This is a genomic window from Ensifer sp. Root127 (assembly GCF_001425225.1).
In the GTDB taxonomy this organism is placed as follows: Bacteria; Pseudomonadota; Alphaproteobacteria; order Rhizobiales; family Rhizobiaceae; genus Ensifer; species Ensifer canadensis.
Map to the genome: position 1 here is coordinate 1,346,050 of NZ_LMDX01000001.1, position 24,284 is coordinate 1,370,333.

The 24,284-nt window shown below is 62.7% G+C and carries 25 protein-coding genes; 10 read left to right on the forward strand and 15 right to left on the reverse strand.

The annotated features are described in order from the left end of the window. Positions 1–262: 262 nt before the first annotated feature. On the forward strand, positions 263–1,399 hold the full coding sequence (dnaJ, locus tag ASD03_RS06420; protein ID WP_025425430.1) for a molecular chaperone DnaJ: 1,137 nt from the start codon (positions 263–265) through the stop codon (positions 1,397–1,399). Positions 1,400–1,524: 125 nt separating this feature from the next. On the opposite strand, the gene ASD03_RS06425 is transcribed toward dnaJ, so the two are convergent. The 3 genes from ASD03_RS06425 to ASD03_RS06435 all read right to left on the reverse strand — a co-directional run bounded on the left by ASD03_RS06425 (position 1,525) and on the right by ASD03_RS06435 (position 3,980). Next, positions 1,525–2,397 carry a DUF2182 domain-containing protein gene (locus ASD03_RS06425; RefSeq protein ID WP_107026809.1) on the reverse strand — a complete coding sequence of 291 codons (873 nt, stop codon included), beginning with the start codon at positions 2,395–2,397 and terminating at the stop codon, positions 1,525–1,527. Between the two features lie 5 nt (positions 2,398–2,402). Next, complete coding sequence (locus tag ASD03_RS06430) at positions 2,403–3,038, reverse strand: DUF1326 domain-containing protein (protein ID WP_025425428.1); 636 nt, start codon at positions 3,036–3,038, stop codon at positions 2,403–2,405. Between the two features lie 192 nt (positions 3,039–3,230). After that, positions 3,231–3,980: an SDR family oxidoreductase gene (locus ASD03_RS06435; RefSeq protein ID WP_025425427.1), complete on the reverse strand. Its 750-nt coding sequence runs from the start codon at positions 3,978–3,980 to the stop codon at positions 3,231–3,233. A 159-nt stretch (positions 3,981–4,139) separates the two neighbouring features. On the opposite strand from ASD03_RS06435, the gene ASD03_RS06440 reads away from it, so the two are divergent. Beyond that, positions 4,140–5,039, forward strand: coding sequence for a LysR family transcriptional regulator (locus tag ASD03_RS06440; protein WP_025425426.1), 900 nt, complete (start codon positions 4,140–4,142; stop codon positions 5,037–5,039). 242 nt (positions 5,040–5,281) lie between these two features. Here ASD03_RS06440 and ASD03_RS06445 read toward each other — a convergent pair whose 3' ends face one another. Together ASD03_RS06445 and ASD03_RS06450 are read right to left on the reverse strand one after the other, a co-directional pair. Beyond that, the gene (locus ASD03_RS06445) at positions 5,282–6,286 is read right to left on the reverse strand and encodes an inorganic phosphate transporter (protein ID WP_025425425.1); all 1,005 of its coding nucleotides are present in this window, start codon (positions 6,284–6,286) and stop codon (positions 5,282–5,284) included. After that, positions 6,286–6,930 (reverse strand): DUF47 family protein, encoded by a 645-nt coding sequence (locus ASD03_RS06450; protein ID WP_025425424.1) that lies wholly within the window; start codon positions 6,928–6,930, stop codon positions 6,286–6,288. The genes ASD03_RS06445 and ASD03_RS06450 overlap by 1 nt, the downstream gene beginning before the upstream one ends. 295 nt (positions 6,931–7,225) lie before the next feature. Between ASD03_RS06450 and recF the strand changes: the two genes are divergently transcribed. The 3 genes from recF to ASD03_RS06465 are packed head-to-tail and all read left to right on the forward strand — an operon-like array spanning position 7,226 to position 9,619. Then, positions 7,226–8,350 carry a DNA replication/repair protein RecF gene (gene recF / locus ASD03_RS06455; RefSeq protein WP_025425423.1) on the forward strand — a complete coding sequence of 375 codons (1,125 nt, stop codon included), beginning with the start codon at positions 7,226–7,228 and terminating at the stop codon, positions 8,348–8,350. A gap of 28 nt (positions 8,351–8,378) precedes the next feature. Beyond that, positions 8,379–9,152, forward strand: a complete 774-nt coding sequence (locus ASD03_RS06460; protein WP_025425422.1) for a molybdopterin-synthase adenylyltransferase MoeB — start codon at positions 8,379–8,381, stop codon at positions 9,150–9,152. Continuing rightward, a complete protein-coding gene (locus ASD03_RS06465) occupies positions 9,152–9,619 on the forward strand; it encodes a GNAT family N-acetyltransferase (RefSeq protein ID WP_025425421.1) in 468 nt (155 codons plus the stop codon). The genes ASD03_RS06460 and ASD03_RS06465 overlap by 1 nt, the downstream gene beginning before the upstream one ends. An 11-nt stretch (positions 9,620–9,630) precedes the next feature. Here the strand turns inward: ASD03_RS06465 and ASD03_RS06470 are convergent, their stop codons facing one another. Further along, positions 9,631–10,635, reverse strand: coding sequence for a D-glycerate dehydrogenase (locus ASD03_RS06470; RefSeq protein ID WP_025425420.1), 1,005 nt, complete (start codon positions 10,633–10,635; stop codon positions 9,631–9,633). Between the two features lie 189 nt (positions 10,636–10,824). Here ASD03_RS06470 and ASD03_RS06475 point away from each other — a divergent pair, with 189 nt between their 5' ends. Beyond that, positions 10,825–11,364, forward strand: coding sequence for an SH3 domain-containing protein (locus tag ASD03_RS06475; RefSeq protein WP_025425419.1), 540 nt, complete (start codon positions 10,825–10,827; stop codon positions 11,362–11,364). Between the two features lie 55 nt (positions 11,365–11,419). Here the strand turns inward: ASD03_RS06475 and ASD03_RS06480 are convergent, their stop codons facing one another. Then, positions 11,420–12,412, reverse strand: coding sequence for an adenosine kinase (locus ASD03_RS06480; RefSeq protein ID WP_025425418.1), 993 nt, complete (start codon positions 12,410–12,412; stop codon positions 11,420–11,422). 85 nt (positions 12,413–12,497) lie between these two features. Then, on the reverse strand, positions 12,498–12,926 hold the full coding sequence (locus ASD03_RS06485; RefSeq protein ID WP_025425417.1) for a VOC family protein: 429 nt from the start codon (positions 12,924–12,926) through the stop codon (positions 12,498–12,500). A 72-nt stretch (positions 12,927–12,998) separates the two neighbouring features. On the opposite strand from ASD03_RS06485, the gene ASD03_RS06490 reads away from it, so the two are divergent. Continuing rightward, on the forward strand, positions 12,999–13,592 hold the full coding sequence (locus ASD03_RS06490; protein ID WP_025425416.1) for a TetR/AcrR family transcriptional regulator: 594 nt from the start codon (positions 12,999–13,001) through the stop codon (positions 13,590–13,592). Positions 13,593–13,634: 42 nt separating this feature from the next. On the opposite strand, the gene nth is transcribed toward ASD03_RS06490, so the two are convergent. Continuing rightward, the gene (gene nth / locus ASD03_RS06495) at positions 13,635–14,408 is read right to left on the reverse strand and encodes an endonuclease III (protein ID WP_025425415.1); all 774 of its coding nucleotides are present in this window, start codon (positions 14,406–14,408) and stop codon (positions 13,635–13,637) included. A 22-nt stretch (positions 14,409–14,430) separates the two neighbouring features. Between nth and ASD03_RS06500 the strand changes: the two genes are divergently transcribed. Both ASD03_RS06500 and ASD03_RS06505 read left to right on the forward strand, forming a co-directional pair. Then, the gene (locus tag ASD03_RS06500) at positions 14,431–14,928 is read left to right on the forward strand and encodes a DUF2244 domain-containing protein (RefSeq protein WP_025425414.1); all 498 of its coding nucleotides are present in this window, start codon (positions 14,431–14,433) and stop codon (positions 14,926–14,928) included. 75 nt (positions 14,929–15,003) lie between these two features. Beyond that, the gene (locus tag ASD03_RS06505; RefSeq protein WP_025425413.1) at positions 15,004–15,876 is read left to right on the forward strand and encodes a bifunctional helix-turn-helix domain-containing protein/methylated-DNA--[protein]-cysteine S-methyltransferase; all 873 of its coding nucleotides are present in this window, start codon (positions 15,004–15,006) and stop codon (positions 15,874–15,876) included. A 51-nt stretch (positions 15,877–15,927) separates the two neighbouring features. Here ASD03_RS06505 and ASD03_RS06510 read toward each other — a convergent pair whose 3' ends face one another. The 6 genes from ASD03_RS06510 to mepA form a co-directional block, all read right to left on the reverse strand. Beyond that, on the reverse strand, positions 15,928–16,563 hold the full coding sequence (locus ASD03_RS06510) for a 2,3-bisphosphoglycerate-dependent phosphoglycerate mutase (protein ID WP_025425412.1): 636 nt from the start codon (positions 16,561–16,563) through the stop codon (positions 15,928–15,930). A gap of 31 nt (positions 16,564–16,594) precedes the next feature. Further along, positions 16,595–17,413 carry a 4-hydroxy-tetrahydrodipicolinate reductase gene (dapB, locus tag ASD03_RS06515; RefSeq protein WP_025425411.1) on the reverse strand — a complete coding sequence of 273 codons (819 nt, stop codon included), beginning with the start codon at positions 17,411–17,413 and terminating at the stop codon, positions 16,595–16,597. A gap of 25 nt (positions 17,414–17,438) precedes the next feature. Continuing rightward, on the reverse strand, positions 17,439–19,241 hold the full coding sequence (locus tag ASD03_RS06520; RefSeq protein ID WP_057204388.1) for an ABC transporter ATP-binding protein: 1,803 nt from the start codon (positions 19,239–19,241) through the stop codon (positions 17,439–17,441). A gap of 111 nt (positions 19,242–19,352) precedes the next feature. Beyond that, positions 19,353–20,372 (reverse strand): glucokinase, encoded by a 1,020-nt coding sequence (locus ASD03_RS06525; protein WP_025425409.1) that lies wholly within the window; start codon positions 20,370–20,372, stop codon positions 19,353–19,355. 144 nt (positions 20,373–20,516) lie between these two features. Then, positions 20,517–20,897, reverse strand: coding sequence for a methylglyoxal synthase (locus tag ASD03_RS06530; RefSeq protein WP_025425408.1), 381 nt, complete (start codon positions 20,895–20,897; stop codon positions 20,517–20,519). Positions 20,898–20,982: 85 nt separating this feature from the next. After that, the gene (gene mepA / locus ASD03_RS06535; protein WP_057212546.1) at positions 20,983–22,038 is read right to left on the reverse strand and encodes a penicillin-insensitive murein endopeptidase; all 1,056 of its coding nucleotides are present in this window, start codon (positions 22,036–22,038) and stop codon (positions 20,983–20,985) included. 211 nt (positions 22,039–22,249) lie between these two features. Between mepA and ASD03_RS06540 the strand changes: the two genes are divergently transcribed. Next, positions 22,250–24,109 carry an extracellular solute-binding protein gene (locus ASD03_RS06540; RefSeq protein WP_025425406.1) on the forward strand — a complete coding sequence of 620 codons (1,860 nt, stop codon included), beginning with the start codon at positions 22,250–22,252 and terminating at the stop codon, positions 24,107–24,109. The last annotated feature ends 175 nt before the right edge of the window (positions 24,110–24,284 follow it).

Genomic DNA, 24,284 nt, shown 5'->3' on the forward strand with positions numbered 1-24,284 from the left:
CTCTGAAGGACGTCGGGCCCGTGAGGCCCGCGCCGCTGAAACCGCCGCTACAGAGCATCCCTGGGGGCAGGAGTGCCACCCAAAGCGGGTCTACCGGGCGCGAGACCGGCAGAAACGTCATTTTTCCGACAAAAAACCGCATCCGCGGCCCGATGGGCTATGGTATCGCGCTTCAAGGTTTACTAAATCCTGTGGCAAGGTAACCAGGCAGCCGCCGGGCCCCCGCGCTGGCACGCCTTGTCAACAGGACAATCTTTGAAGAATGAAACGTGATCTTTACGAAACGCTTGGCGTTGCCAAGAACGCGGATGAGAAGGAGCTGAAGAGCGCCTTCCGCAAACTGGCGATGCAGTATCATCCGGACAAGAACCCCGGCGACGCCGCCTCGGAAAAGACCTTCAAGGAAATCAACCAAGCCTACGAGACGCTCAAGGACCCGCAGAAGCGCGCGGCCTATGATCGTTACGGCCACGCAGCCTTCGAGCAGGGCGGCATGGGCAACGGCTTTGGCGGTAGCGCCGGTGGCGCAGGCGGTTTCTCCGACATCTTCGAAGACATCTTCGGCGAGATGATGGGTGGCGGGCGCCAGCGGCGTTCATCGGGTGGCCGCGAGCGCGGCGCCGATCTGCGCTACAACATGGAAATCTCGCTGGAAGAGGCCTATTCCGGCAAGACCGCGCAGATCCGGGTGCCGACCTCGATCACCTGCGACGTCTGCACCGGGTCCGGTGCCAAGCCTGGCACCAGCCCGAAGACCTGCGGAACCTGTCAAGGCTCGGGCCGCGTACGCGCCGCCCAGGGATTCTTCTCGATCGAGCGCACTTGCCCGACCTGCGGCGGCCGCGGCCAGACGATCACCGATCCCTGCACCAAGTGCCACGGCCAGGGCCGCGTCACCGAGGAGCGCACGCTCTCCGTCAACATTCCGGCCGGCATCGAAGACGGCACTCGCATTCGCCTCTCCGGCGAAGGGGAAGCGGGCCTGCGCGGTGGACCAGCGGGCGATCTCTACATCTTCCTCTCGGTCAAGCCGCACGAGTTCTACCAGCGCGATGGCGCCGATCTCTATTGCAGCGTGCCGATCTCGATGACGACGGCGGCGCTTGGCGGCAAGTTCGACGTCACCACGCTCGACGGCACCAAGTCGCGCGTGACCGTGCCGGAAGGCACCCAGGCCGGCAAGCAGTTCCGCCTGAAGGGCAAGGGCATGCCGGTGCTACGTTCCAGCCAGACCGGCGATCTCTACATCCAGATGCAGATCGAGACGCCGCAGAAGCTGACCAAGCGTCAGCGCGAGCTGCTACAGGAATTCGAGCAGATCTCGTCGAAGGACAACAATCCGGAATCCGCCGGCTTCTTCGCCCGGATGAAGGATTTCTTCGACACGCTGAGCGACTGACGCTCAGCGGTTGCCCCTACTGCATGTTTCCTTAGATCCTATCCGATCTAAGGATAAAAACATGCAGCAATTCAAAGTGCTACAGCGACCTTTGCGCGTCCAATAAGACGCGCGGCGCTGTAGGATCACGTCATGGCCGCAAGCTGCCACAGCCCGGCCATGACGACCGCGGCTCCCGCGACGCGGGACAGCATCCGGCCGCCGGGCACCACCTTTTCGGCGAGCACGAAAATCGCGATCACCGCGATCCACAGGACGTTCATCACGCCGCCGATGAACAGGAGCGCCATCAGCGCCCAGCAGCAGCCGACACAATAAAGGCCGTGAAGAAGACCGAACTGGTAGGCGCCGCCGGCATCGCGGCGAAAGCCGCCATGGCTCTGGATGAACATGAGCGGCGCCTGGCACTGCCTTAGGCAGGCGTCCTTCAACGCCGTCCATTGAAACAGTCCGACCGAAATCAGGATGATGCCGCTGAGAATACGGCTGCCGCTCGCCAGCATCGGCGTCAGCAGCAGAGCAGACTCCAGCAGCCATTGCCCGAGCGTCGCCAGAGCCGCAAACAGGACCCAGGCGGTGAGATAGCCGCCGGCAAAAAAGCCGGTCGCGGCAAACGGCCTGTCGTCGAGCGCCGCCTGCCGCCCGACACGGGCAAAGAGCAGGATCATCGGCGTTGCCGAAGGCGTCATCATGCCGACCATCATCACCGCCCACATGACAAAGGCATAGGCGAAGGTCGACACACTCCAGGGACGGAAGGCGACGTCGGCCATCGACGCCATGGCACCCGGCGACATGTCCATGGCCATGCCCTCGTCTGTGCCCATCGCCATGTCGCCGCTCATGCCATCGCCAGAGGCCGGCACGTGCGCCATGGCCTCCATGCCGACTGCCAGCCAGAGAATATAGAGCCAGGTAATTCCGGTCAGGGCCAACAGCGAGACCACGACGATGAGCCGGTCGCGCCTTAAAAGCGTTTCGAGCGCAGTGTCGGCCATGGGCGTCAGTGAACCACGCCGCTTTCAGACAGATGCATGCTGGCGAAATGGGCGTGCGAATCCGGAATGGACAGCGTCAGCGGCCCCTTCGTGTCGGCCCACCCGCGTCCAACCTCGCAGACGTCGTATTCGAAGCCCTGCGGCAGGTTGATGCGTGCCTGATGCGGGTTTCCGGTCACGGGGTTCAAGATCGGCTCGCCACGCGCCACGATCCACCCGGGCACATTCAGCCGTGCTGTCCGCGCGCCGACATCGACGTCGAAGTCGATCTCGGCAAAGACCGGGTCGTGAAAGGTTTCGAAGGTGGTGGCGAACACCTGGAAGAAGGTTGCTCCCGGCTCGGTATCCTGGCCGCTCATGATGCGCAGCAGCGACTCGCGCTGGGCCGGCGTGGCACGGATGTCGACGATCGGCACGACCTCACCCCTGCCCTCATGAATTGCACCGGGCCAAGCCGCAATGATCCCGCATCTCAAGCCGTCGAGGCGCGTGTCGCCGTGATGGCCCGTCTCGATCTCAAATCCACCGACGGCGCAGCAATTGCCGTGGGTCGGCAGCGCATTGAACTGGCAGGGGCAGCCATAGGCGCAATTGCAATGAATGAATTCTCGACCCTTGATCGTCCAATTGACACTCGTCATCGTCTCCTCCCGGATCTGATCGGTGTGGGATCTGCTTCATTCCGCTCGACTGTTCGACGACTTATTAGGTTTCAAGAATATACTCTCCTCCGGGCGCCCTGCCAACGCCGCCCGCGGCGTGCCGTCGATGACGAACAGGACTTTGCCGCCACGCGCGATCGAACGCGCGCGGCGGCAACAGACAGGTGAGTATCAGAGCGTGGCCATGCCACCATCGATGATCAGTTCGGCGCCCACCGTGAAGGCGGCCTCGTCTGAGGCGAGGAAGACAATTGCCTTGGCAATCTCGCTTGCATCGCCGAAGCGGCCGAGCGGGATCTGCGCGGCGATCGATGCGACGATCTCCTTGTTTTCGGCAGGCGTGGCACCGTGTCCGTCATGCAGTGGCGTCTTGATCGGGCCGGGGCTGACCGCATTGACGCGAATGCCGCGGCCGATCAGTTCGCCCGAAAGCGTCTTGGCAAGCGACAGGAGCGCCGCCTTGCTGAGCGCGTAGACGCTGGAGGTCGGCATGCCGATATGGGCGTTGATCGAGGTGTTGAGCACGATCGAGGCGGGGTTGGAGAAGATCGGCAGCAGCGCCTGGATCAGGAAGAACGGGCCCTTGACGTTGATCGCGAGCGACTGGTCGAAGCTGGCTTCGTCCCATTTTTCGATCGGCTGAAGCTTGGCGATGCCGGCGTTGACGAAGAGGATGTCAAGATGGCCGAAGGCGGCCTTGACTTGCTCGGCAACCGCCGCCTGTCCGGCGGCGTTGCCGGCATCGGCCTGGATGATGACGGCGCCTTCGCCGAGTATCTTGCGTGCTTCGGCAATGTTCTTCGGATTGGTGCCGGTAACGGCGACCCGGGCACCCTCGGCGATGAACTGGCGCGCCGTTTCGAGGCCGATGCCGCTGGTGCCGCCGGTGATGAGCGCGGTCTTGTTGTGCAAACGTGGCATGATGGAATTCCTTCTTTTGGGTTGGCCTGGCTGTTGGGTTGGCTTGGGACCGGTCTTCTTTCCATCGACCGCCGTCCTTCGTTGCCAATAGATATGGCCGAAGATTGCCGTTCGGATTAGTCTGCCAATGATGGAACTCGAATTCGGAAATGCCGAACGATGCTGAAGATCGAAGGAATTGCTGCCTTTGTCGCAGTTGCGGAAGCCGGCTCGATCAGCGAGGCGGCGCGCCGGCTGCGGCTGTCGAAATCCGTGATCAGCGAACGGGTCTCGGACCTGGAACGCCACCTGAACGCAACGCTGTTGCATCGCACGACGCGCAAGCTGACTCTCACCGAAGATGGCATCGCCTTTCGCGAGCGCGCGGTGCGGATCGTCAGCGAGGTGCAGGCCGCCGCCAGCGATCTGGCGGAGCGCCGCGGGACGCTGACCGGACCATTGCGGATCGCCGCCCCGGTCAGTTTCGGGCATCTGCATCTCGGGCCTGCCCTTTACCCCTTTCTGGCGGCACATCCCGAGGTCGAATTGACGCTCGATCTCGACGATCGCCGGGTCGATGTCGCCTCGGAGGGTTATGACGCCATCGTGCGCCACGGGATCATCGCCGATTCACGGCTGGTCGTGTGGAAGCTTGCCAAAAGCAGGCGCCTGCTGGTCGCCTCGCCCGACTATCTCGATCGCAACGGCACGCCGGCCTCGCTTGCGGAACTCAACGATCACCGCGGTATCTTCTACACCAATCGCGGCGCTTCCGACTGGCGGTTCGAGGGGCCGACCGGTTCGACCGTTATCCGCGCCCGCATGGCGCTGCGCATCAACAACGGCGACATGATCCACGATGCTGCCGTCGCCGGGCTCGGCATCGCGCTGCTGCCGACATTCATCTGCGGTCCTGCGGTGCGCGACGGTCGGCTTCGCGAGATCGATGTCGGTTTTCGCCCAGAGCCGGAATTCATCTACATGGCCCATCCGGAGGGCCGACGGCCGTCGGCCAAGCTCCGGGCAATTACCGATCATCTGAAGAAGACCTTTGGCGATCCTCCGCACTGGGACCCGTGAACCGCTGCGCGGCTGTGGGCGCGACCGTTCATGCGCAACCCCCATTCGCTACATCTTGATGGGCGCCGCCCAAGTCGCGATCACGACCGGGCCGGATATCCCGGACGAGCCTTGCAACCGAAAGTCGGACGCCTGTTCCCTGAACTGGATCGTCTCATGACGCTCAGTCCCACCGCCAATGCGGAGGCTCTCTCCCCAACCGCGAGCCCCGCCCCCGGCATTGCAGCCGGAGGCGGACAGGGTCACAGGAACAGATCGACTGCGAAGTAGGTGAGCGCCGAAATCGCAGCAGCGGCCGGCATCGTCACGAACCAGGCGATGACAATGTTGCCGGCAAGGCCCCAGCGCACCGCCGAGACACGCTTGGCGGCACCCACGCCGATGATCGCGCCGGTGATCGTGTGGGTGGTCGACACCGGAATGCCGAGCCAGGTGGCGGCAAACAGCGTGATGGCGCCGCCGGTTTCCGCGCAGAAGCCCTGCATCGGATTGAGCTTGGTGATCTTCGAGCCCATGGTGTGCACGATGCGCCAGCCGCCCAACAGCGTGCCGAGCGCGATCGCCGCCTGGCAGGTGATCACCACCCAGAACGGCACATAGAACTCGGAGCCGAGATAGCCCTGCGAGAACAAGAGCACGGCGATGATGCCCATGGTCTTTTGCGCATCGTTGCCGCCGTGGCCGAGCGAATAGAGCGACGCCGAGACGAACTGCATCACCCGAAAGGTACGGTCGACAGCAAAAGGCGTCCGGCGCACGAACAGCCAGGAAACGATGAGGATCAGGAGCAGCGCCAGGAAGAAGCCGATCATCGGCGACATCACGATGGCGCCGACCGTCTTCAAGAGACCGGTCCAGACGATGGCATCGCCGCCAGTGCGGGCTAGGCCGGCACCGACGAGGCCGCCGATCAGCGCATGCGACGAACTCGACGGAATGCCGAAGATCCAGGTCGCGATGTTCCAGACGATCGCCCCCATCAGGGCCGAGAAGATCACCAGCGGCGTAACGATGCCGGGATCGATGATGCCGCGTCCGAGCGTCTCGGCCACATGCAGGCCGAAAAACAGGAAGGCGATGAAATTGAAGAACGCCGCCCACATGACCGCATATTGCGGCCGGAGCACCCGGGTCGAAACGATGGTTGCGATCGAGTTGGCGGCGTCATGCAGCCCGTTGAGAAAGTCGAAGAACAGGGCGATTGCAATGAGGGCGACGAGCAACGGCAGGGCGAGCGTCGCGTCCATCAGACGTTCTCGATCACGATGCCGCTGATCTCGTTGGCGACGTCCTCGAAGCGGTCGACGACCTTCTCGAGCTCGCCGTAGATCTCGCTACCGATAATGTAGGCCATGGCATTGTTGGCACCGTAGCGGCGGAAAAGATCCTTCAGGCCCTGGTCGTGCAGCTCGTCGGACCGGCCTTCGATGCGCGTGACCTCTTCGGCGATGGCGATGAGCCGGCCGTGGTTGACGCCGATGCGATTGAGCAGCGGAATGGCCTCGGCGATCAGGTGCGCCGCCTGGACGACGATGACGCCCATTTCCTTCATGCCCGGATCGAAGGTCTTCTGCTCGTAGAGCCGGATGGTCTTGACCGTCTTGTGCATCATGTCGATGGCATCGTCCATCGACTGGATGAGATCCTTGATGTCGCCACGATCGAACGGCGTGATGAAGGAGCGACGAACGGCCAGAAGCACTTCGCGGGTGACACCGTCTGCCTCGTCTTCAAGCGCGACGATCCGGTCGCAGTGCTTTTCGAGATCGTCGCCGCCGGCGAGGAGCTTGTCGAGCGCTTCGGCGGCACCGACGACGGTACGCGAATGTTGCGCGAAGAGATCGAAAAAGCTGTCTTCGCGGGGAAGGAGTTTGCGGAACCAAGCCAGCATCACAAATATATCCGTTCGTGGATTGTCATGCGGCTGTCATATTGTACGCAAGCGATCAAGAAAAGCGCTGAACGACTGGGATTATAAGGCTTTCCCCGCCGTTATCGCGCAATTTTGCCTGGAAATGACTCAGGTCACCTTTCGTCTTGCCTTAAAGCCCGCTTTCGTCCTACTGCATAGCTCCTTAAATCGGCATCGATTTATGGAGCTATGCAGCAAGTGTTGCAGCGTCCTTTGCACGTCCTGTTCGACGCGTGGCGCTGCGACTGGCGCCGACGTCGAATCCGGACCCGAAATGCCACAAAAGGTCTTTCTCAATCGCCTGAAGCTGAGCGAGTTCCGCAATTATGCGGCGCTGTCGCTGGCGCTCGACCAGAGGCACGTCGTGCTGACCGGCGAGAACGGCGCCGGCAAGACCAATCTGATGGAAGCGGTGTCGTTTCTGTCGCCAGGCCGTGGCCTCAGGCGTGCGGCCTATGCCGATGTCGCTCGCGTCGGCGCAAGCGACGGCTTCTCGGTCTTTGCCGAAGTCGTGGGCATGGAAGGCCCGGTCGAGATCGGTACCGGCACGGCCGGCACCAGTGAGGGGCAATCACGACGCCTGCGGCTGAACGGCACGACAGCGAGTACGGTCGATGAGCTGACCGACCATCTGCGCGTGCTGTGGCTGACGCCGGCCATGGACGGGCTCTTCACCGGCCCGTCGGCCGATCGCCGCCGTTTCCTCGATCGGCTGGTGCTTTCGCTCGATCCGGAGCATGGGAAGCGCGCCAGCGAATTCGACCGTGCCATGCGTAGCCGCAATCGGCTCCTCAGCGACTTTCGTCCCGACCCGGCCTGGTTGACTGCCATCGAGCGGGAAATGGCGGGGCTCGGCGTGTCGATGGCGCTCGCACGGCAGGAGATGCTGGGTCTGCTGACGGCGCTCGTCGAGAGAAACACCGGCGACAGCGTCTTTCCATCTGCGCGCCTGGCGCTGGCGGGCTTCCTCGACGACGAGAGCCACAAGCCAGCCTTCGACCTCGAAGAACAATATCTCACCATGCTGCGCGAGGGCCGGGCGCGCGACGCGGCCGCCGGCCGGACACTGGACGGACCGCACCGCACCGACCTCCTGATTCGCCACCGCGAAAAGGACATGGAAGCCGAGCGCTGCTCGACCGGCGAGCAAAAGGCGCTGCTCGTCGGCCTGGTTCTTGCCCATGCGCGCCTCGTCGGCGACATGACCGGTCACGCTCCTATCCTGCTGCTCGACGAGATCGCCGCGCATCTCGACATGGGCCGCCGCGCCGCCCTATTCGATCTCGTCGACGGACTTGGCGGCCAGGCCTTCATGACCGGGACGGACCGTGCGATGTTCGACGCGCTCGGCGATCGCGGCCGGTTCCTGACGGTGGAGCACGGAAGCGTATCGGGATGATGGAGCCGATCATGGAAAGTGTCCGCTCATGACTAGTACAAGCCTCGAATCATCGGAAATTGCCCGCTACGCGCGCCACATCATGCTGCCCGAACTCGGCGGTGGGGGGCAACAGAAACTCAAGGCGGCGCGCGTTCTCGTCATTGGCGCCGGCGGCCTCGGCGCTCCTGTTCTTCAATATCTCGCCGCCGCCGGCATCGGCACGCTGGGCATCGTCGACGATGACGTGGTGTCGCTGTCGAACCTGCAGCGGCAGGTGATCCACCGCACGGCCGATATTGGCCAGACAAAGGTCGAGAGCGCCTCGGCAGCGATCGGCGCGCTCAATCCGCATGTGGTGGTCGAGAGGCATCCCCTTCGTCTGGCAGCCGACAACGCCGAGGCGCTGTTGCGCCAATATGATCTGGTGATCGACGGCTCGGACAATTTCGACACGCGCTATCTCGCCGCCGATACGGCAGCAACCGTCGGCATACCGCTCGTCACCGGTGCAGTCGGCCGCTTCGACGGTTCGCTTACAGTGCTGATGCCTTATCGCTCGGGCGCGGATGGCGAACCGAACCCGTCCTACCGCGATCTCTTTCCCGAAGCGCCGCCGCCGGGCGTCGTGCCCTCCTGTGCCGAGGCCGGCATCATCGGCGCGCTCACCGGCGTCATCGGAACATTGCAGGCTATGGAAGCCATCAAGGTGATCGCCGGGATCGGCGAGCCACTCGTCGGTCGGCTGTTGATGTATGACGCTCTCTCGGCGCAATTCAGCACCATCCGCTATCGCCGGCGCAAGGACAGGAGCGCAGACTGATGCAGATCATCAGGATCGACGCTGCCTTCGATCGCTACAAGGAATTGCTGGCCCTGATCCTTGACGCCTTTGCCTATATGGACGGGCGGATTGATCCGCCATCCTCGGCCCATGCGCTAACGATTGAGGGGCTGAGCGAGAAGGCTTCGGCAGAAATTGGCTTCGTCGCCGTCGACGGCTCAGTGCTTGCCGGCTGCATCTTCTGCAAGCCGGAGACCGACTGCCTCTATATCGGCAAGCTTGCGGTTTCCGCGACCTGCCGGGGAAAAGGCGTCGGCCGACTGTTGCTTGCAAGCGCCGAAGCAGCGGCACGCGACCGCCACTTGGCCGCTCTGAGGCTGCTGACACGGATCGAACTCACCGAAAACCACAGGACGTTTTCGGCCTGGGGCTTCGTCGAAACCGACAGAACCGCTCACCCGGGCTTTACCCGGCCTACCTCGATCGAGATGCGCAAGACGCTTTGATCAGTCGCGAATCAATCGCGACCCGGCAGCACCCGATCCGGCGGCCGGTGACCGTCGAAGAAGGTGCGGATATTGATCACCACCTTGTCGCCCATGTCGATGCGACCCTCGAGCGTCGCCGAACTCATATGCGGCAACAGCACGACCTTGCCCTCGCCGGCGAGCTTGATGAGCTTGGGGTTGACCACGGGTTCATTCTCGAAAACGTCGAGCCCCGCACCGGCGATCTTGCCTTCGCGCAGGCACTTGATCAGCGCCGTCTCGTCGATGATGCCGCCGCGGGCGGTGTTGACGATATAGCTTTCCGGGCGCATCAGCGCGAGCCGACGGGCCGAAAGCAGGTGATAGGTCGCCGGCGTCGAGGGGCAATTGACCGAGACGATATCGACGCGGGCAAGCATCTGGTCGAGGCTGTCCCAATAGGTCGCCTCCAGCATCTCCTCGGTCTCGGCCTTGACCCTGTGACGGTTGTGATAGTGGATCGACAGGCCAAAGGCCTTGGCACGGCGCGCGACCGCGGTGCCGATGCGGCCCATGCCGACGATGCCGATGCGCTTGCCGGCAATGCGCCGGCCGAGCATCCAGGTCGGAGACCAGCCGGCCCATTCGCCCTTGCGATCGGTCAGGATCTGCGCACCCTCGGCGAGCCGGCGCGGCACGGCGAGAATGAGCGCCATCGCCATGTCGGCGGTGTCCTCGGTCAAAACGTTCGGGGTGTTGGTGACGGTAATGCCCTTGCGTGCGGCCGCGTCGACATCGATGTTGTCGACGCCGTTGGAGAAACTGGCGATCAGTTTCAGTTGCGGGCCGGCCTGCTCGATCAACGCCGCATCGATGCGGTCGGTCACCGTCGGCACGAGCACGTCGGCGCGCTTCACCGCCGCCACAAGCTCTGGTTGGCTGCGCGGCGTATCATCGATGTTCAGTTCGGCGTCGAAGAGCTCACGCATTCTGGTTTCGACGATGTCCGGCAGTTTCCGGGTGATGTAGACCTTGGGCTTCTTCTTGCTTGTCATTGCTGCGATGGGCCTTGTTGACGGGTCCTTAACCAAGTTGGGCGATACTTTCTCCCTGTAGCCGCAATTTCTACCAGACCCGGTCGGGAAGACAAACAAAACTCGCTGCGTCGTCCCCGCGATTTACGCCCCGGCCAAGAGCCCTGGGTGAACTGCGCCTGCAAGTTGCCACGGAAAATGAGCTTCGTCATGCGTCACGTCATTTCCAAACTCTCGTTAGCGTTGATCGCCGCCTGCATCGGCGCGGTCATCACGACGTCGGGTGCCCATGCCCAGGCCGCAAAGGGGGCCAGCGGATTGCCGCTGCCGCGTTTCGTCAGCCTGAAGGCCAAGAGCGTCAACCTGCGCATCGGCCCGAGCGTCGACTACGCGGTGGCGTTCCGCTACCTCAGGCCCGGCGTACCGGTGGAAATCATCCAGGAATACGATAACTGGCGCCGTATCCGCGACGCCGACGGCACGGAAGGCTGGGTGAACCAGGCCCTTCTGTCGGGCGACCGCACGGCCGTCACCGCGCCATGGATGCGCGGCAAGGGCGAAGGCGTCTTCGTCAACCTGCGCCGCGAGCCGCAGAGCACGGCAGGGATCGTTGCGCGCATGGAGCCCGGCGTGGTCATCCGTGTGGGTGAATGCAATGGCGACTGGTGCCACATCGAAACCCAGGGCGTCGAAGGCTGGATCGTCCAGAGCGAGATCTGGGGCGCCTATCCGGGCGAAGCCTTCAAATAAAGGCTACGCCCGCTCTGACATAGGTCATATTTGGTGCGCGGCGCTGCAGCTCGCCTCAGGCGAGCTCGGCCTGCTTGGCGGCAGCGGCAAGCGATACCATCGGCCTCGGGCCGATCTGGCCGATGACGATACCGGCTGCGAGATTGCCGAGCTTGCTGCAATCCTCGAGCGACCGACCGGTCGTATATCCGTGGAGAAAGCCCGCAGCATAGAGATCACCGGCGCCTGTCGTATCGACCACCTGCGCGAGCGGCGTCGCGCCGACGCGGACACGTTCGGTGCCGCGCACGACGACGGAGCCTTCTTCACTCAGCGTGACGGCCGCAAGCTTGCAGTCCTTCGAGAGCTTTTCCAGCGCCAGATCGAAGTCCTCGGTCTCGTAGAGTGCGAGCGCTTCCTGTTTGTTGGCAAAGACGATGTCGACGGTGCCGGAGCGCATCAGCTCCAGAAACTCGTCGCGATAGCGGTGGACGCAGAAACTGTCCGACAGGGTCATTGCGGTTTCGCGGCCGTTTTCATGGGCGATCTTGGCGGCCTCGCGGATTGCATCCTTGGCACGCGGCGGATCCCACAGGTAGCCCTCGAAATAGGTGACCTTGGCCTCAGCGACGACATCGGCCTCCACGTCCTCCGGACCGAGCTCGACGCAGGCGCCGAGATAGGTGTTCATCGAGCGCTCGCCGTCCTCGGTCACGAAGATCATCGAGCGGGCGGTCGGCGGCACCGTTTCGAGCGGCTTGGTCTGGAAATAGACGCCCTGGGCGCGAATGTCGTGCGCAAAGATCTCGCCAAGCTGGTCGTTGGTCGTCTTGCCAAAATAGGCGGCACGTCCGCCAAGGCTGGCAACGCCGGCCGCCGTGTTGCCGGCGCTGCCGCCGGAAGCTTCGACGGCGGGGCCCATGCGCGAGTACAACAGCTCCGCGCGGTCGGCATCGATGAGGTTCATTGCGCCCTTGATGATGCCGTTTTCACTCAGAAAGCCGTCATCGCAGCGCGCAATGATATCCACGATCGCATTGCCGATCGTCAGCACGTCGTATTTTGTCATGAACTCCGTCCAGTTTCCCTAATGGCCGGTGTTCGTTAATAGCGGTTTTCCAGCCATTTGGAAGACAAAACACGCGTGGCTGCGATCATTCCGCTGGTAATGCGCTTGCCTCATAGGCGGCGGCGAACTCGGCGCTCGGCGGGATCGGCTTGATGACGTCGATCAGAACGCCATTGGGATCGGCGGTGATGAAGTGGCGCTGGCCGAAATCTTCGTCGCAGATCGCCTTCAGGATCGGCAGACCTGCTGCCTGGCAATCGGCATAGACTGCGTCGGGATCCTCGACTTCGAAGTTGAGGAGCAGGCCACTGACCGGCGCGCGGGCACGCTCCGGGATGGTTTCATGGCGATAGTCGAGGACGGCGAGCGTCACCGTCTCGGATTCCGTCGACTGCAGATGCATGTACCAGTCGCTGGTGAACAGCGCCTGGAAGCGAAAGTTGTCGATGTAGAATGCCGCGGTTGCTGCAACGTCTGATGTCATGATCACAGGATAGTAGCTCGTCGATTTCATGGGGGCTTTCCCTCGCGCTCGCATCATCATACAGTCTGCATGTATTTTTGAATTAACATACAGGCTGAATGTATGCAAATAAAATCCTCGCGCCGCTCCAATCGCGAGCGCTCCGACACGACGCGCGCCGCGATCCTCGATGCTGCCCACGGTCTCTTCGTCGCGAGGGGATATGCAGAAACGTCGACGCCGGACATCGTGGCTGCCGCCGGCATGACGCGCGGTGCGCTCTACCACCACTTCGAAGACAAGAGGGCACTGTTTCGCGCCGTCGCCGAGCGGGAATCCAGTGCCGTGGCGGCGAGGATCGAGGAAGCGACATTCGACCGCCTGACGCCGCGCGAGGCGCTGATAACAGGCGCGCGCGCCTTCTTCGACGCCATGGCGGAGCCGGGCAGAATCCGCATTCTACTGCTCGACGGCCCGGCCGTGCTCGGCACACGGGAAATGGCGACGATCGACGCGGCCAACGCCCAGAGAACGCTGGAAGAGGGCCTGGCGGAGGCGATGGCGCCGCAGGTCCACGATCAGGCCGCCTTGACGGCAATGGCGACGCTGCTGTCAGCCGCCTTCGACCGCGCCGTGCTGGAGATTGCCGAAGGCGCGCCGACAGAGGTCTACGTCGACGCCATCGGCCATCTGATCGACCGACTGATCTCCGCATGAGTCAGTCTCGGGCCGACAGCGCAGACAGATATAAGACGCGCGTCAGCCGGCGACCGGAAGAACTTGTTGCGGCAACTCGACCAGCGGCGCCGGGATATCGCAGGTCTTTTCCGGTGCCTTGCAGATATCGGCAATGACGCAGCGCTCGCATTCCGGCTTGCGCGCCTTGCAGCAATAGCGGCCATGCAGGATCAGCCAGTGATGCGCATGGTAGAGATATTCGTTGGGAATGATGCGCGAGAGCTTCGCCTCGACCTCATCAGGGGTCTTGCCCGGTGCCAGACAGAGGCGGTTGGCGATGCGAAGGATATGGGTGTCGACGGCGATCGTCGCTTGGCCGAAGGCCATCGACAGCACGACGTTGGCGGTCTTTCGCCCGACGCCCGGCAGCGTTACCAGCTCCTCCCGCGTGCGCGGGACTTCGCCGCCGAAATCGGTGATCAGCTTTTCGCTGAGCGCGATGACGTTCCTGGCCTTGTTGCGGAAAAGGCCGATGGTCTTGATGTAGTCGCGGACCTTCTCCTCGCCGAGGGCCAGCATTTTTTTCGGCGTGTCGGCAACGGCGAAAAGTGCCCGGGTTGCCCGGTTGACGCCGGCATCAGTCGCCTGCGCCGACAGGGCGACGGCAACCACCAGGGTAAAGGGATTGACGTGCTCCAGTTCCCCCTTCGGCTCCGGCCGCTGGATCGAGAAGCGTCGGAAGATCTCGGAGATTTCCTCGCGACTGTAGACGCCTGAGGTACGCGGGGCGCGGCGGCCCGTCGCTGGCTTCGTTTTCGCGGGCTCGCCCGGCAATTTCGGCTTCACGTTTTTCATGATGCATCTATAGTCAATGGTCATGACTGATGGCAACGATCAGACGCTTGACGGCGAAGAGCCGGTGTTCAGCGCCGAACTGACCCCCTATCGCTCCCTGGGCTTTAAGGGGTTCAAGGTGTTTTTCCTGATCGCCGGGCTGCTCAGCCTGGTACATGCGGTCGTGTTCATGGTGATCGGCGCCTGGCCGATCGTGTTCTTCTTCGGGCTGGATTTCGCGCTGCTGTTCGGTGCTTTCTGGCTGAACTACCGCTCGGCGCGTAGCCGTGAAGAAGTCAGCGTCTCGCGAACCGACGTGTCGGTGCGCAAGTTCACGCCGTCGGGCCGGATGATCGAACACCGCTTCAATCCGTTCTGGGCGCGCTTCAACATCGCACGGCATCAGGAGATCGGCATCGTCTCGATGAGCATCAGCGGCGGCGGCCACAGGACCGATGTCGGTTCCTTCCTCAACCGCGACGACCGCGAAACCTTCGCCACGGCGTTTTCCGGGGCGCTTGCCACCGTGCGCCGCCGCTGACGCTAGGGCCAATCAAGTTTCGGGTGGCAACGACGCTGGCGGCATGGTTACCTGTGTCACGACAGGAGATGACCGATGAACATTGCGACAACCCTCCCCACCGACATCACGCCTGATGGCACCGATTACGACACGGTGAGAAATGTGATCGAGATGCTCACCGAAGAGTATCGCGAGCAGCCTTCGCTTGAAGCGATCGCGAAGCGTCTGAAGCAGTCGCCGACGCAACTGCAGAAGGTCTTTACCCGCTGGGCCGGGCTGTCGCCGAAGGCGTTCCTGCAGGCGGTCACGCTCGACCATGCCAAGCGCTTGCTGCGCCAGGAAGACATGCCACTCTTGGAGACCAGCATCGAGATCGGGCTTTCCGGCCCGAGCCGGCTGCACGACCTCTTCGTCACCCATGAGGCGATGTCGCCGGGCGAATGGAAGGCGCGCGGCGCGGGCCTCACCATCCGCTACGGCTACCACCCCTCCCCCTTCGGCACGGCGCTGGTGATGATCACCGATCGAGGTCTTGCCGGCCTTGCCTTCGCCGATGGCGGCGGCGAGCACGAGAGTTTCGAGGATATGGCGCATCGCTGGCCGAACGCCACCTATGTCGAGGACAGCGCGGCCACGGCGCGTTATGCGGCGCGCATTTTCGATCCTGAACGCTGGTGCGCCGGAGAGCCCTTGCGCATCTTCCTGATCGGCTCCGATTTTCAGATCCGGGTCTGGCAGGCGCTCTTGAAGATCCCGCTCGGCCGCGCCACGACCTATTCGACCATCGCCGGCGAGATCGGCCAGCCGACCGCCTCACGCGCCGTCGGGGCAGCCGTCGGCCGTAACCCGATCTCGTTCGTCGTTCCCTGTCACCGGGCGCTCGGCAAGAGCGGCGATCTCACGGGCTATCACTGGGGGCTGACGCGCAAGCGCGCAATCCTCGGATGGGAAGCCGGCAAGGCCTGAGAACGAAAAAAGGGGCGACCGGCGCCCCTTTTGTTTGCTCTGCAGTTTGCCTTAATGGGCAGCCGACATATCGCCGAGCACTTCCTTGGAAGCGACCGTCGAATTGGCGTTGAGCTTGTAGACCATCGGCACACCGGTCGCGAGATTGAGCTTCAGGATCTCTTCCTTCGTCAACCGGTCGAGAACCATGACGAGCGAGCGCAGCGAGTTGCCATGCGCGGCAACGAGAACCTTCTCGCCGGCCAGCACGCGCGGCAGGATATCCGTCAGGTAGTAGGGCCATACGCGGGCGCCGGTGTCGCGCAGGCTTTCGCCGCCCGGCGGCGAAATGTCGTAGGAACGGCGCCAGATATGCACCTGCTCTTCGCCCCACTTCTCGCGGGCATCATCCTTGTTGAGGCCGGAGAGGTCACCATAGTCGCGCTCATTCAGCGCCTGATCGCGGATGGTTTCGAGTGACGGCTGGCCGACGGCGTCGAGCACGAACTGGCAGGTGCGCTGGGCGCGGATCAGCGACGAGGTGAAGGCGATGTCGAACTTGATGCCGTAGTCGGCGAGCGCCTTGCCGCCAGCCTTGGCTTCTTCGACGCCAAGCTCGGTCAGGTCAGGATCGCGCCAGCCGGTGAACAGGTTCTTCAGGTTCCAGTCGCTCTGGCCATGCCGGACAAGGACGAGGGTGCCGCTCATATGATTTCCCCTTGAGACGATAGAGATGGTGTCAGTTGAGCCCGAGAACATCGAGCATGGAGTAGAAGCCGGGTTTCTGGTCGCGTGCCCAGAGTGCTGCGGTAATGGCGCCCCGCGCGAAGATGGAACGGTCGGTGGCGCTGTGGGACAGCGTCACCTGTTCGCCTTCTCCGGCGAGAATGACCGAGTGTTCGCCGATCACCGAGCCGCCGCGCAGCGTCGCAAAACCGATCGTGCCTTGCGGGCGGGCGCCGGTGTGGCCGTCACGGACGCGCACGGAATTTTCAGACAGCGCAATGCTGCGCCCCCTCGCCGCCGCTTCGCCAAGGAGCAGTGCCGTGCCGGAGGGGGCATCCACCTTGTGCTTATGGTGCATTTCGAGGATTTCGATGTCCCAGGCAGCAGGCCCGAGAGCACGCGCCGCCTTCTCCGTCAGCACGCCGAGAAGATTGACGCCGAGACTCATATTGCCCGACTTGACGATGCGGGCATGACGCGCGGCAGCGCGGATCTTCGCGTCGTCATCCGCCCCGCAGCCGGTGGTGCCGATCACATGCACGATGCGTGCCTGTGCGGCGAGGCCGGCAAATTCGACGGTGCCGGCCGGCGACGTGAAATCGAGCACGCCTTCGGCTTCGACAAAAGCTTCGAGCGGCTTGTCGGTGATCGCGATGCCGATCGGTCCGAGCCCGGCGAGTTCGCCCGCGTCACGGCCGACGAAGGGTGAGCCTGGACGTTCGACGGCCGCATGCAGGCGGACGCCGTCCATGCCGTGAACCATACGGATCAGCGTCTGGCCCATGCGACCGGCCGCGCCGACGACCACAAGCTTCATGTCCGTCGTGCTCATCGGCGATATTCCTTCCAGCTCATGTTTAGATTTCGGCGTCGGCCGACGCCTCTGGGGCCTTGCCCTGGAGATTGTGCAGGCGAGCGTAGAGACCGTCCTGGCGGCGCGCAAGATCCTCGTGCGTGCCTTCCTCGACGACGAGACCGTCCTTCATGACGATGATCTTGTCGGCATTGACGACCGTGGACAGACGGTGGGCGATGACGATGACCGTGCGTCCGTGCATCGCCTCGTCGAGCGCCTTCTGCACCGCGGCCTCCGACTCGGTGTCGAGCGCCGAGGTTGCCTCGTCGAGCAGCAGGATCGGTGCATTGCGCACCAACGCGCGGGCGATCGACAGACGCTGCCTCTGGCCACCGGACATCGTGACCCCGTTTTCGCCAACCGGGGTGTCGTAACCCTGCGGCTGGGTGAGGATGAAGTCATGCGCATAGGCCAGACGCGCGGCTTCCTCGATTTCCGCATCGGTCGCGTCCGGGCGGCCATAGCGGATGTTGTCGCGGATAGAGCCTTCGAAAAGATAGGGCTGCTGCGAGACATAGGCGATGCCATTGCGCAGCGACTGCTTGGTGACGTCGGCGATGTCCTGCCCGTCGATCAGAATCTGGCCGGAGGCCGGATCGTAGAACCGCGGAACAAGGCTGATGACCGTCGACTTTCCGGCCCCGGACGGGCCGACAAGCGCAGTGGTCTTGCCGCCTTCGGCGACAAAGCTGACGCCCTTCAGAATCTCGTCGCCATTGGCGTAGCGGAAGCGCACATCGCGCAGCTCGACGTTTGCACCGTGGAACTCGAGCTGCTTTGCATCCGGCTTGTCACGCTGATGCGGCACCGTGTCGAGGATTTCGTAGACCATGCGGGCGTTGACCGCGGCACGTTCCAGCGAAACCTGCAGGCGCGCCAGGCGTCGGGCCGGGTCATAGGCCATCAACAGAGCGACGACGAAGGCGAAGAAGGCTCCCGGCGGTACGCCGGCATAAATCGCGCGGAACGCGGAATAGGCAAGCACGCAGGAAATCGCGAGACCCGCAAAGGTTTCGGTCATCGGCGCGGTGCGTTCGCTCAAGCGCGCAATCCGGTTGGCCCGGTTTTCGGCCCGCTCGATGATCGCTTCGACCTTGCCGCGCAGTTCGCGCTCCATCGTGAATGCCTTGACGATGGAAATGCCCTGGATCGTCTCCTGCATGGCACCGAGGACACGGCTGTTGACCTCGATGGATTCACGCGTCGCCGAGCGCAAGCGCCTGGAAACGTAGCGCAGGCCCAGCAGCAACGGCGGCGCTGCCACGAAGACGATGATCGACAGCAGCCAATCCTTGGCGAACATCACGCCGACGAGCCCGATCAGGGTCAGGAGATCACGGGCGATCGAAGTGACGGTCAGATTGAGCACGTCCCGAATGCCGCTGACATTCTGGCTGATCTGGGCAGCGAGCTGCGCCGAGCGTGTCTCGTTGAAGTAACCGACGCTCAGTGCCATCAGATGCGCATAGAGCCGGCGCTGGTAGCGCGCGACGATATTGTTGCCGATCTTCGACAAGGCGACCGCCTGGCCGTAGGTGGCAAAGCCGCGCAACACGAACGCGCCAAAGATCGAACCGCACACCAGCAGCACGATACCCGCATTTCTGTTGGCAAAAGCCTCGTTGATCACGGTCTCCATGATCGAGGCGGTAAAGCCGGTCGTCACGGCGACGACAGCCAGGCACGCAATGGCAAAGACGTAGCCGCGGATATGATCGCGACCGTTTTCTGCGATGACCCGCTTCAAGATTCCGCTGATCGTGTCAGAATCGACAGCGTGCTGTTTTCTATCTCTGGCGCTCAAAAAGCCTGTCTTCCCTGAGCCTGCGCGGTAAGTCGGACGCCGACACTACCTTTCTCGGGCTCTATAGTGCTTTGATGTCGCTTTGGCGAGTCTTTGCGCACGCCGCCGCCATCAGCTTCGCCAGCGGCGTCCCTCCGTTGCAACACCGAAGTCTCTCGGCGTGCGCGCGAAAGCTGCCAAACCCGACAGTGCCGCCATCGGATGAATGACCGCGAAGGTCGGGATGGTCTTCATCAGCGCGGAATGCGGCGCCTTGTCTTCGAAGGCGGCCCGGAATTCCGGTTTTTGCAGCGCCGGCAGGATCTTTTGCGAAATGCCACCGGCCAGAAACACACCGCCGCGCGCCATGAAAATCAGCGCCATGTCGCCGGCCACGCGACCGAGATAGGTCGAAAACAGCGATATACTCTCGACCGCGGCGGGGTTGTTGTCGGCAAGTGCTGCTGTGGTGACCTCGGCCGGATCGTTCAGGACCGGTTCTTCGCCATTGGCGGCGCAAACGGCCCGATAAAGATTCATGATGCCGCGACCGCAGAGGATCTGCTCGCCGGCCATGCGCCCCTCGATCGGCTCCAGGAAAGGCCAGATCTGGAAGTCGCGCTCGGTTCGCGGGCCGATATCGACATGACCGCCTTCGCCGGGCACCGGAAACCAGGTGTGCTGCGCGAAGACCAGGCCGCCGACACCGAGTCCGGTACCCGGACCGAGAACGACGCGGGAGGTCAGCGGGCGAACGCTGCCGCCACCGATCTTCACCAGATCTTCGGCAGCCGGGGCGGCGACGGCCAGCGCCTGCGCCTCGAAATCGTTGATGATCAGGACGTCCTCAAGGCCGAGGCCCGACAGCATGTCCTTGGGGCGTAACACCCAGCCGGCATTGGTCAGCGGAATCTCGTCGCCCTTGATCGGGCCGGCGACGGCGAGGATCGCCGACCGCGGCTGGACCGAGGTCTTGTCGAGGATGCTCTTCTGCAACGCTTCCTCGATCGTCTCGAAATCGCCGGTCTTGATCGGCGGCAGCTGCTTCGGCTCGGCAAAGGCATCGAGCAGCAAAGCGAAGCGGGCATTGGTGCCGCCGATGTCGCCGATCAGGATCGGAAAGGAAAAACTGTTGTCACTCGCACCGGGCATCACACTGTCCATCCTGATCGTCGCCGTGAGGTTTCGAATTCTCTACAGCGCCGCGCGTCAAATATGACGCGCAAAGGACGCTGTAGCACTTAAACTTGCTGCATGAATCCTTAGATCGAATCCGATTTAAGGATTCATGCAGTATCAGTTGTGGTTGAAGTCGATCAACTGCTCCGCCGTTGCGCGATTGAGCGCCATCGGAATATCGTAGACGATCGCAAGCCGCATCAACGCCTTGACGTCAACATCGTGCGGCATCGCCGTCAGCGGATCGACGAAGAAGATCAGAAGCTGGATATCGCCGGTGGCGATCATCGCGCCGATCTGCTGGTCGCCGCCGAGCGGACCGCTTTTCAGGCGCGTGATATCGAGGCTGGGACAAACATCGAGAACGCGGCCGCCAGTCGTGCCCGTGGCAACGATCTTCCATTGCGCGAAGACCGCTTCGTTTGCCTTGGTAAACGCGGCGAGATCATCCTTCTTCTGATCGTGAGCGATCAGGGCAACGCATTTCCGATCCGCCATGCCGTATCCCCGCCAGCAAATTTAAATCGATTTGATGGCCGTATACATGAGCCCGGCAAGATTGAAAAGGCGCAAGCCGAGACGGCTACTGCAGCGTCGGGCGCGCCAGGGGAACGGGAATGTCGGCTGGCGGCAAATCGGCTGCGGCATTGCCGATCACCTGCTCGATGCCCTGTTCGGCAGGCACTGGCGACGCAGCGCGATAGGCCATGCCGAAGGTCGCATCCTGCTTGGTGGCCGGGGCCGGTCCGTTCAGCACCAGGGTGCAGGCCTTCGGCAGATCGGCCATGGTCGTCAACCGGGGCTTCACCGGCTTTTCGCCCGGCTTCTTCTTCGGCTTTGCCCATGGTTCATCTGTAAACCACCAGGCCAGCGATTTGTCGCAGCCATCGCCGGCCGGGACGGCCGCCTGGTCCTTGCAGGTCTTCGAGCCTGCCGGGCATTTGATGCGGATGTGGAAATGGTAGTCGTGGCCATAGATCGGCCGGACCTTGCCGAGCGCAGAACGGTCACCGTTCCAGGTGTCGCAGAGCTTCTTCTTGATCGCCGGATTGACGAAGACCCGTTCGACCTGCGGGTAACTGGCGGCCAGCATGATCAGCCGGGCATGCGCCGGCGTCCAGATCGATGGGTCGACGGTCAGAAACTTGTTCTTCTGCAGCATCGACGTTGCGGAGATGTCTTCCCGCTCCCGGCCCGTCAGCGTCCTCTGCGGCATCGGCGTCAGCCAGATATCGGCATCGAGACCGATCTGGTGCGAGGCGTGGCCGGAGATCATCGGTCCGCCACGCGGCTGCGAGATATCGCCGAGAAGCAGACCCGGCCAGCCGACCTTTTCGGCGGCATCATGGGAGAATTGTTCGATCAGTGCGATCATCTGGGGATGGCCCCAGCGCCGGTTGCGCGACAGCCGCATCGCCTGCCAGGTGGGACCATCCGTCGGGATCGCGACGCCGCCGGCAAGGCAGCCCTTCGCATAGAAGCCATAGGACGAAGGCGCCATCTGAGCCGGCAGCGTCTTGGCGCCGAAAAGCGTCTTTGCCGGCGTGTCGTCGGCCCTGGCAGCATCGGCGATCAAGAAACTCGTTCCGAGCAACAGCGCCAGAAGCGCCGAGCCGCAACGTTGAAGTGGAGCAACCATGTCATTTCGTCCCGTTCATGTCCCGCAGACCCCGACGCCGACGCGCCGTGTCCGATGAACCCCCATCCTAAGGCGCGGTCTTTGCCTCAGCCTTGTGAATCACCGGGATGTGACGCAAAAATTTCGCCTGATTTGCGGCGGTGCCTGTCAATTGCCCCGATTTCGCCTATGCTTTCAAAAAAGAACATTGGAATATAGGGGTACCGGCTGGATGCCAAACTTCTGCAGGACCGTGAAACCTGGCCTCGCGGCCTCGCTTCTGACAGCAGCGCTTCTTCTCCTTCCCCCTGCATCGAATGCCGAAGAACAGCCCGTCTGGCGCAATGGTACGTCGTCGATCGGTGAGCCAAAACATAAGGATGGCTTCGCCCGCTTCGACTACGTCAATCCGGACGCACCGAAAGGCGGCGAGCTGCGGCTCTCGGAAAACGGCACGTTTGACACGTTCAACCCCATCCTCGCCAAGGGCGAAGCGGCGACCGGCGTTTCGTCCCTGGTCTTCGATACGCTGTTGAAAACCGCCGAGGATGAAATCACCACCGCATACGGCCTGCTTGCCGAGGGCGTCTCCTATCCCGACGATATCTCGTCTGCCACTTTTCGCCTGCGTGCGGAGGCCAAGTGGGCCGACGGAACGCCGGTGACCCCGGAGGATGTCATCTTCTCCCTCAACATGGCGAAGGAGCACAATCCACTCCAGTCCAACTATTACCGCCACGTGGTTTCAGCGGAAAAGACCGGCGAGCGCGATATCACCTTCCGCTTTGACGAGAAGAACAACCACGAACTGCCGAACATTCTCGGCCAGTTCCCGATCGTTCCGAAGCACTGGTGGGAGGGGCAGGACGCCAAGGGCAACAAGCGCGATATCTCCCGCACAACGCTGGAACCGGTGATGGGCTCCGGCCCCTACAAGATCGCCTCTTTCCAGGCGGGTGGCTCGATCCGCTTCGAGCTCAGGGACGACTATTGGGGCAAGAACCTCAACGTCAATGTCGGACAATACAATTTCAGCACGATCACCTATGCCTTCTTTAGCGACAGAAACGTGGAATTCGAGGCTTTTCGCGCCGGCAACGTCGATTTCTACCGAGACAGCAGCGCGAGCCATTGGGCGACCGCCTACGACTTTCCGGCCATGAAGGACGGCCGTGTGATCCGCGAGGAGATCGAGAATCCGCTGCGCGCAACCGGGGTCATGCAGGCGCTGGTGCCGAACATGCGCCGCGAGAAGTTTAGGGATCAGCGGGTGCGCGAGGCGCTGAACTACGCCTTCGACTTCGAGGATCTCAACCGCAATCTCGCCTACAACGCCTATCAGCGTGTCGACAGCTATTTCTGGGGCACCGAGCTTGCCTCCTCCAAGCTTCCCGAGGGCCGCGAAAAGGCAATCCTGGAGGAGCTGAAGGACAAGGTTCCGGCCGAAGTCTTCACCACGCCCTATGTGAACCCCATCAACGGCGACCCGCAGAAGGTGCGCGGCAACTTGCGCAAGGCGCTCGACCTGTTCAAGGAGGCGGGCTACGAGCTCAAGGGCAACCGGTTGGTCAACGTCAAGACCGGCGAACCCTTCGGCTTCGAGCTGCTTCTGTCCAACCCGTCCTTCGAGCGCACGGTCACGCCATTCATTAACAGCGTCAAGAAAATCGGCATCGATGCCCGCATCCGCACCGTCGACGATTCGCAATACACCAATCGCGTCAGAAGCTTCGACTATGACATGATCTATGGCATCTGGGCGCAGTCCCTGGTGCCAGGAAACGAACAGATCGACATTTGGGGCTCGAGCTCGGTCAACCAGCCGGGATCGAGAAACTATGCCGGCATTGCCGATCCAGCGATCGACGAGCTGATCCGAAGGATCATCTTCGCGCCGAACCGCGAGGAACTGGTTGCGACGACACGGGCGCTCGACCGCGTTCTCCTCTCCCATAACTATGTCGTGCCGCTCTTCTATTCCAAGGCGGTCCGCGTGGCCTATTGGAACCACCTCGCCCATCCGCAGGAGCTGCCCTATTACGGCACCGGCTTCCCGGATGTCTGGTGGTCGAAAAACGCCACGGCCAAATGAAGCCCTTGCACTTGGATGCCGTCTCGATTCCAAATGCAGAAAAACGAATCACTGAAAACGAATATAGGCCCGGCTTGGGCCTGAAAGCCGCAAGGAGACGTGAGGATTGAGACACCATAGGGCGCACGCCGACGCTTCGCGGGTCCGGGCCACCGGCAACACGTCGATCGAAAGG

Coding starts and splice junctions, on each gene's coding strand:
- dnaJ (WP_025425430.1), top strand. CDS start 263: ATGAAACGTGATCTTTACGAAACGCTTGGCGTTGCCAAGAACGCGGAT.
- ASD03_RS06460 (WP_025425422.1), top strand. CDS start 8,379: ATGACTAGTACAAGCCTCGAATCATCGGAAATTGCCCGCTACGCGCGC.
- ASD03_RS06465 (WP_025425421.1), top strand. CDS start 9,152: ATGCAGATCATCAGGATCGACGCTGCCTTCGATCGCTACAAGGAATTG.
- nth (WP_025425415.1), bottom strand. CDS start 14,408: ATGAAAAACGTGAAGCCGAAATTGCCGGGCGAGCCCGCGAAAACGAAG.
- ASD03_RS06475 (WP_025425419.1), top strand. CDS start 10,825: ATGCGTCACGTCATTTCCAAACTCTCGTTAGCGTTGATCGCCGCCTGC.
- ASD03_RS06505 (WP_025425413.1), top strand. CDS start 15,004: ATGAACATTGCGACAACCCTCCCCACCGACATCACGCCTGATGGCACC.
- ASD03_RS06440 (WP_025425426.1), top strand. CDS start 4,140: ATGCTGAAGATCGAAGGAATTGCTGCCTTTGTCGCAGTTGCGGAAGCC.
- ASD03_RS06490 (WP_025425416.1), top strand. CDS start 12,999: ATGCAAATAAAATCCTCGCGCCGCTCCAATCGCGAGCGCTCCGACACG.
- ASD03_RS06470 (WP_025425420.1), bottom strand. CDS start 10,635: ATGACAAGCAAGAAGAAGCCCAAGGTCTACATCACCCGGAAACTGCCG.
- ASD03_RS06425 (WP_107026809.1), bottom strand. CDS start 2,397: ATGGCCGACACTGCGCTCGAAACGCTTTTAAGGCGCGACCGGCTCATC.
- ASD03_RS06510 (WP_025425412.1), bottom strand. CDS start 16,563: ATGAGCGGCACCCTCGTCCTTGTCCGGCATGGCCAGAGCGACTGGAAC.
- mepA (WP_057212546.1), bottom strand. CDS start 22,038: ATGGTTGCTCCACTTCAACGTTGCGGCTCGGCGCTTCTGGCGCTGTTG.
- ASD03_RS06450 (WP_025425424.1), bottom strand. CDS start 6,930: ATGCTGGCTTGGTTCCGCAAACTCCTTCCCCGCGAAGACAGCTTTTTC.
- ASD03_RS06525 (WP_025425409.1), bottom strand. CDS start 20,372: ATGCCCGGTGCGAGTGACAACAGTTTTTCCTTTCCGATCCTGATCGGC.
- ASD03_RS06540 (WP_025425406.1), top strand. CDS start 22,250: ATGCCAAACTTCTGCAGGACCGTGAAACCTGGCCTCGCGGCCTCGCTT.
- ASD03_RS06430 (WP_025425428.1), bottom strand. CDS start 3,038: ATGACGAGTGTCAATTGGACGATCAAGGGTCGAGAATTCATTCATTGC.
- ASD03_RS06485 (WP_025425417.1), bottom strand. CDS start 12,926: ATGAAATCGACGAGCTACTATCCTGTGATCATGACATCAGACGTTGCA.
- ASD03_RS06480 (WP_025425418.1), bottom strand. CDS start 12,412: ATGACAAAATACGACGTGCTGACGATCGGCAATGCGATCGTGGATATC.
- ASD03_RS06445 (WP_025425425.1), bottom strand. CDS start 6,286: ATGGACGCGACGCTCGCCCTGCCGTTGCTCGTCGCCCTCATTGCAATC.
- recF (WP_025425423.1), top strand. CDS start 7,226: ATGCCACAAAAGGTCTTTCTCAATCGCCTGAAGCTGAGCGAGTTCCGC.
- ASD03_RS06530 (WP_025425408.1), bottom strand. CDS start 20,897: ATGGCGGATCGGAAATGCGTTGCCCTGATCGCTCACGATCAGAAGAAG.
- dapB (WP_025425411.1), bottom strand. CDS start 17,413: ATGAGCACGACGGACATGAAGCTTGTGGTCGTCGGCGCGGCCGGTCGC.
- ASD03_RS06435 (WP_025425427.1), bottom strand. CDS start 3,980: ATGCCACGTTTGCACAACAAGACCGCGCTCATCACCGGCGGCACCAGC.
- ASD03_RS06500 (WP_025425414.1), top strand. CDS start 14,431: ATGACTGATGGCAACGATCAGACGCTTGACGGCGAAGAGCCGGTGTTC.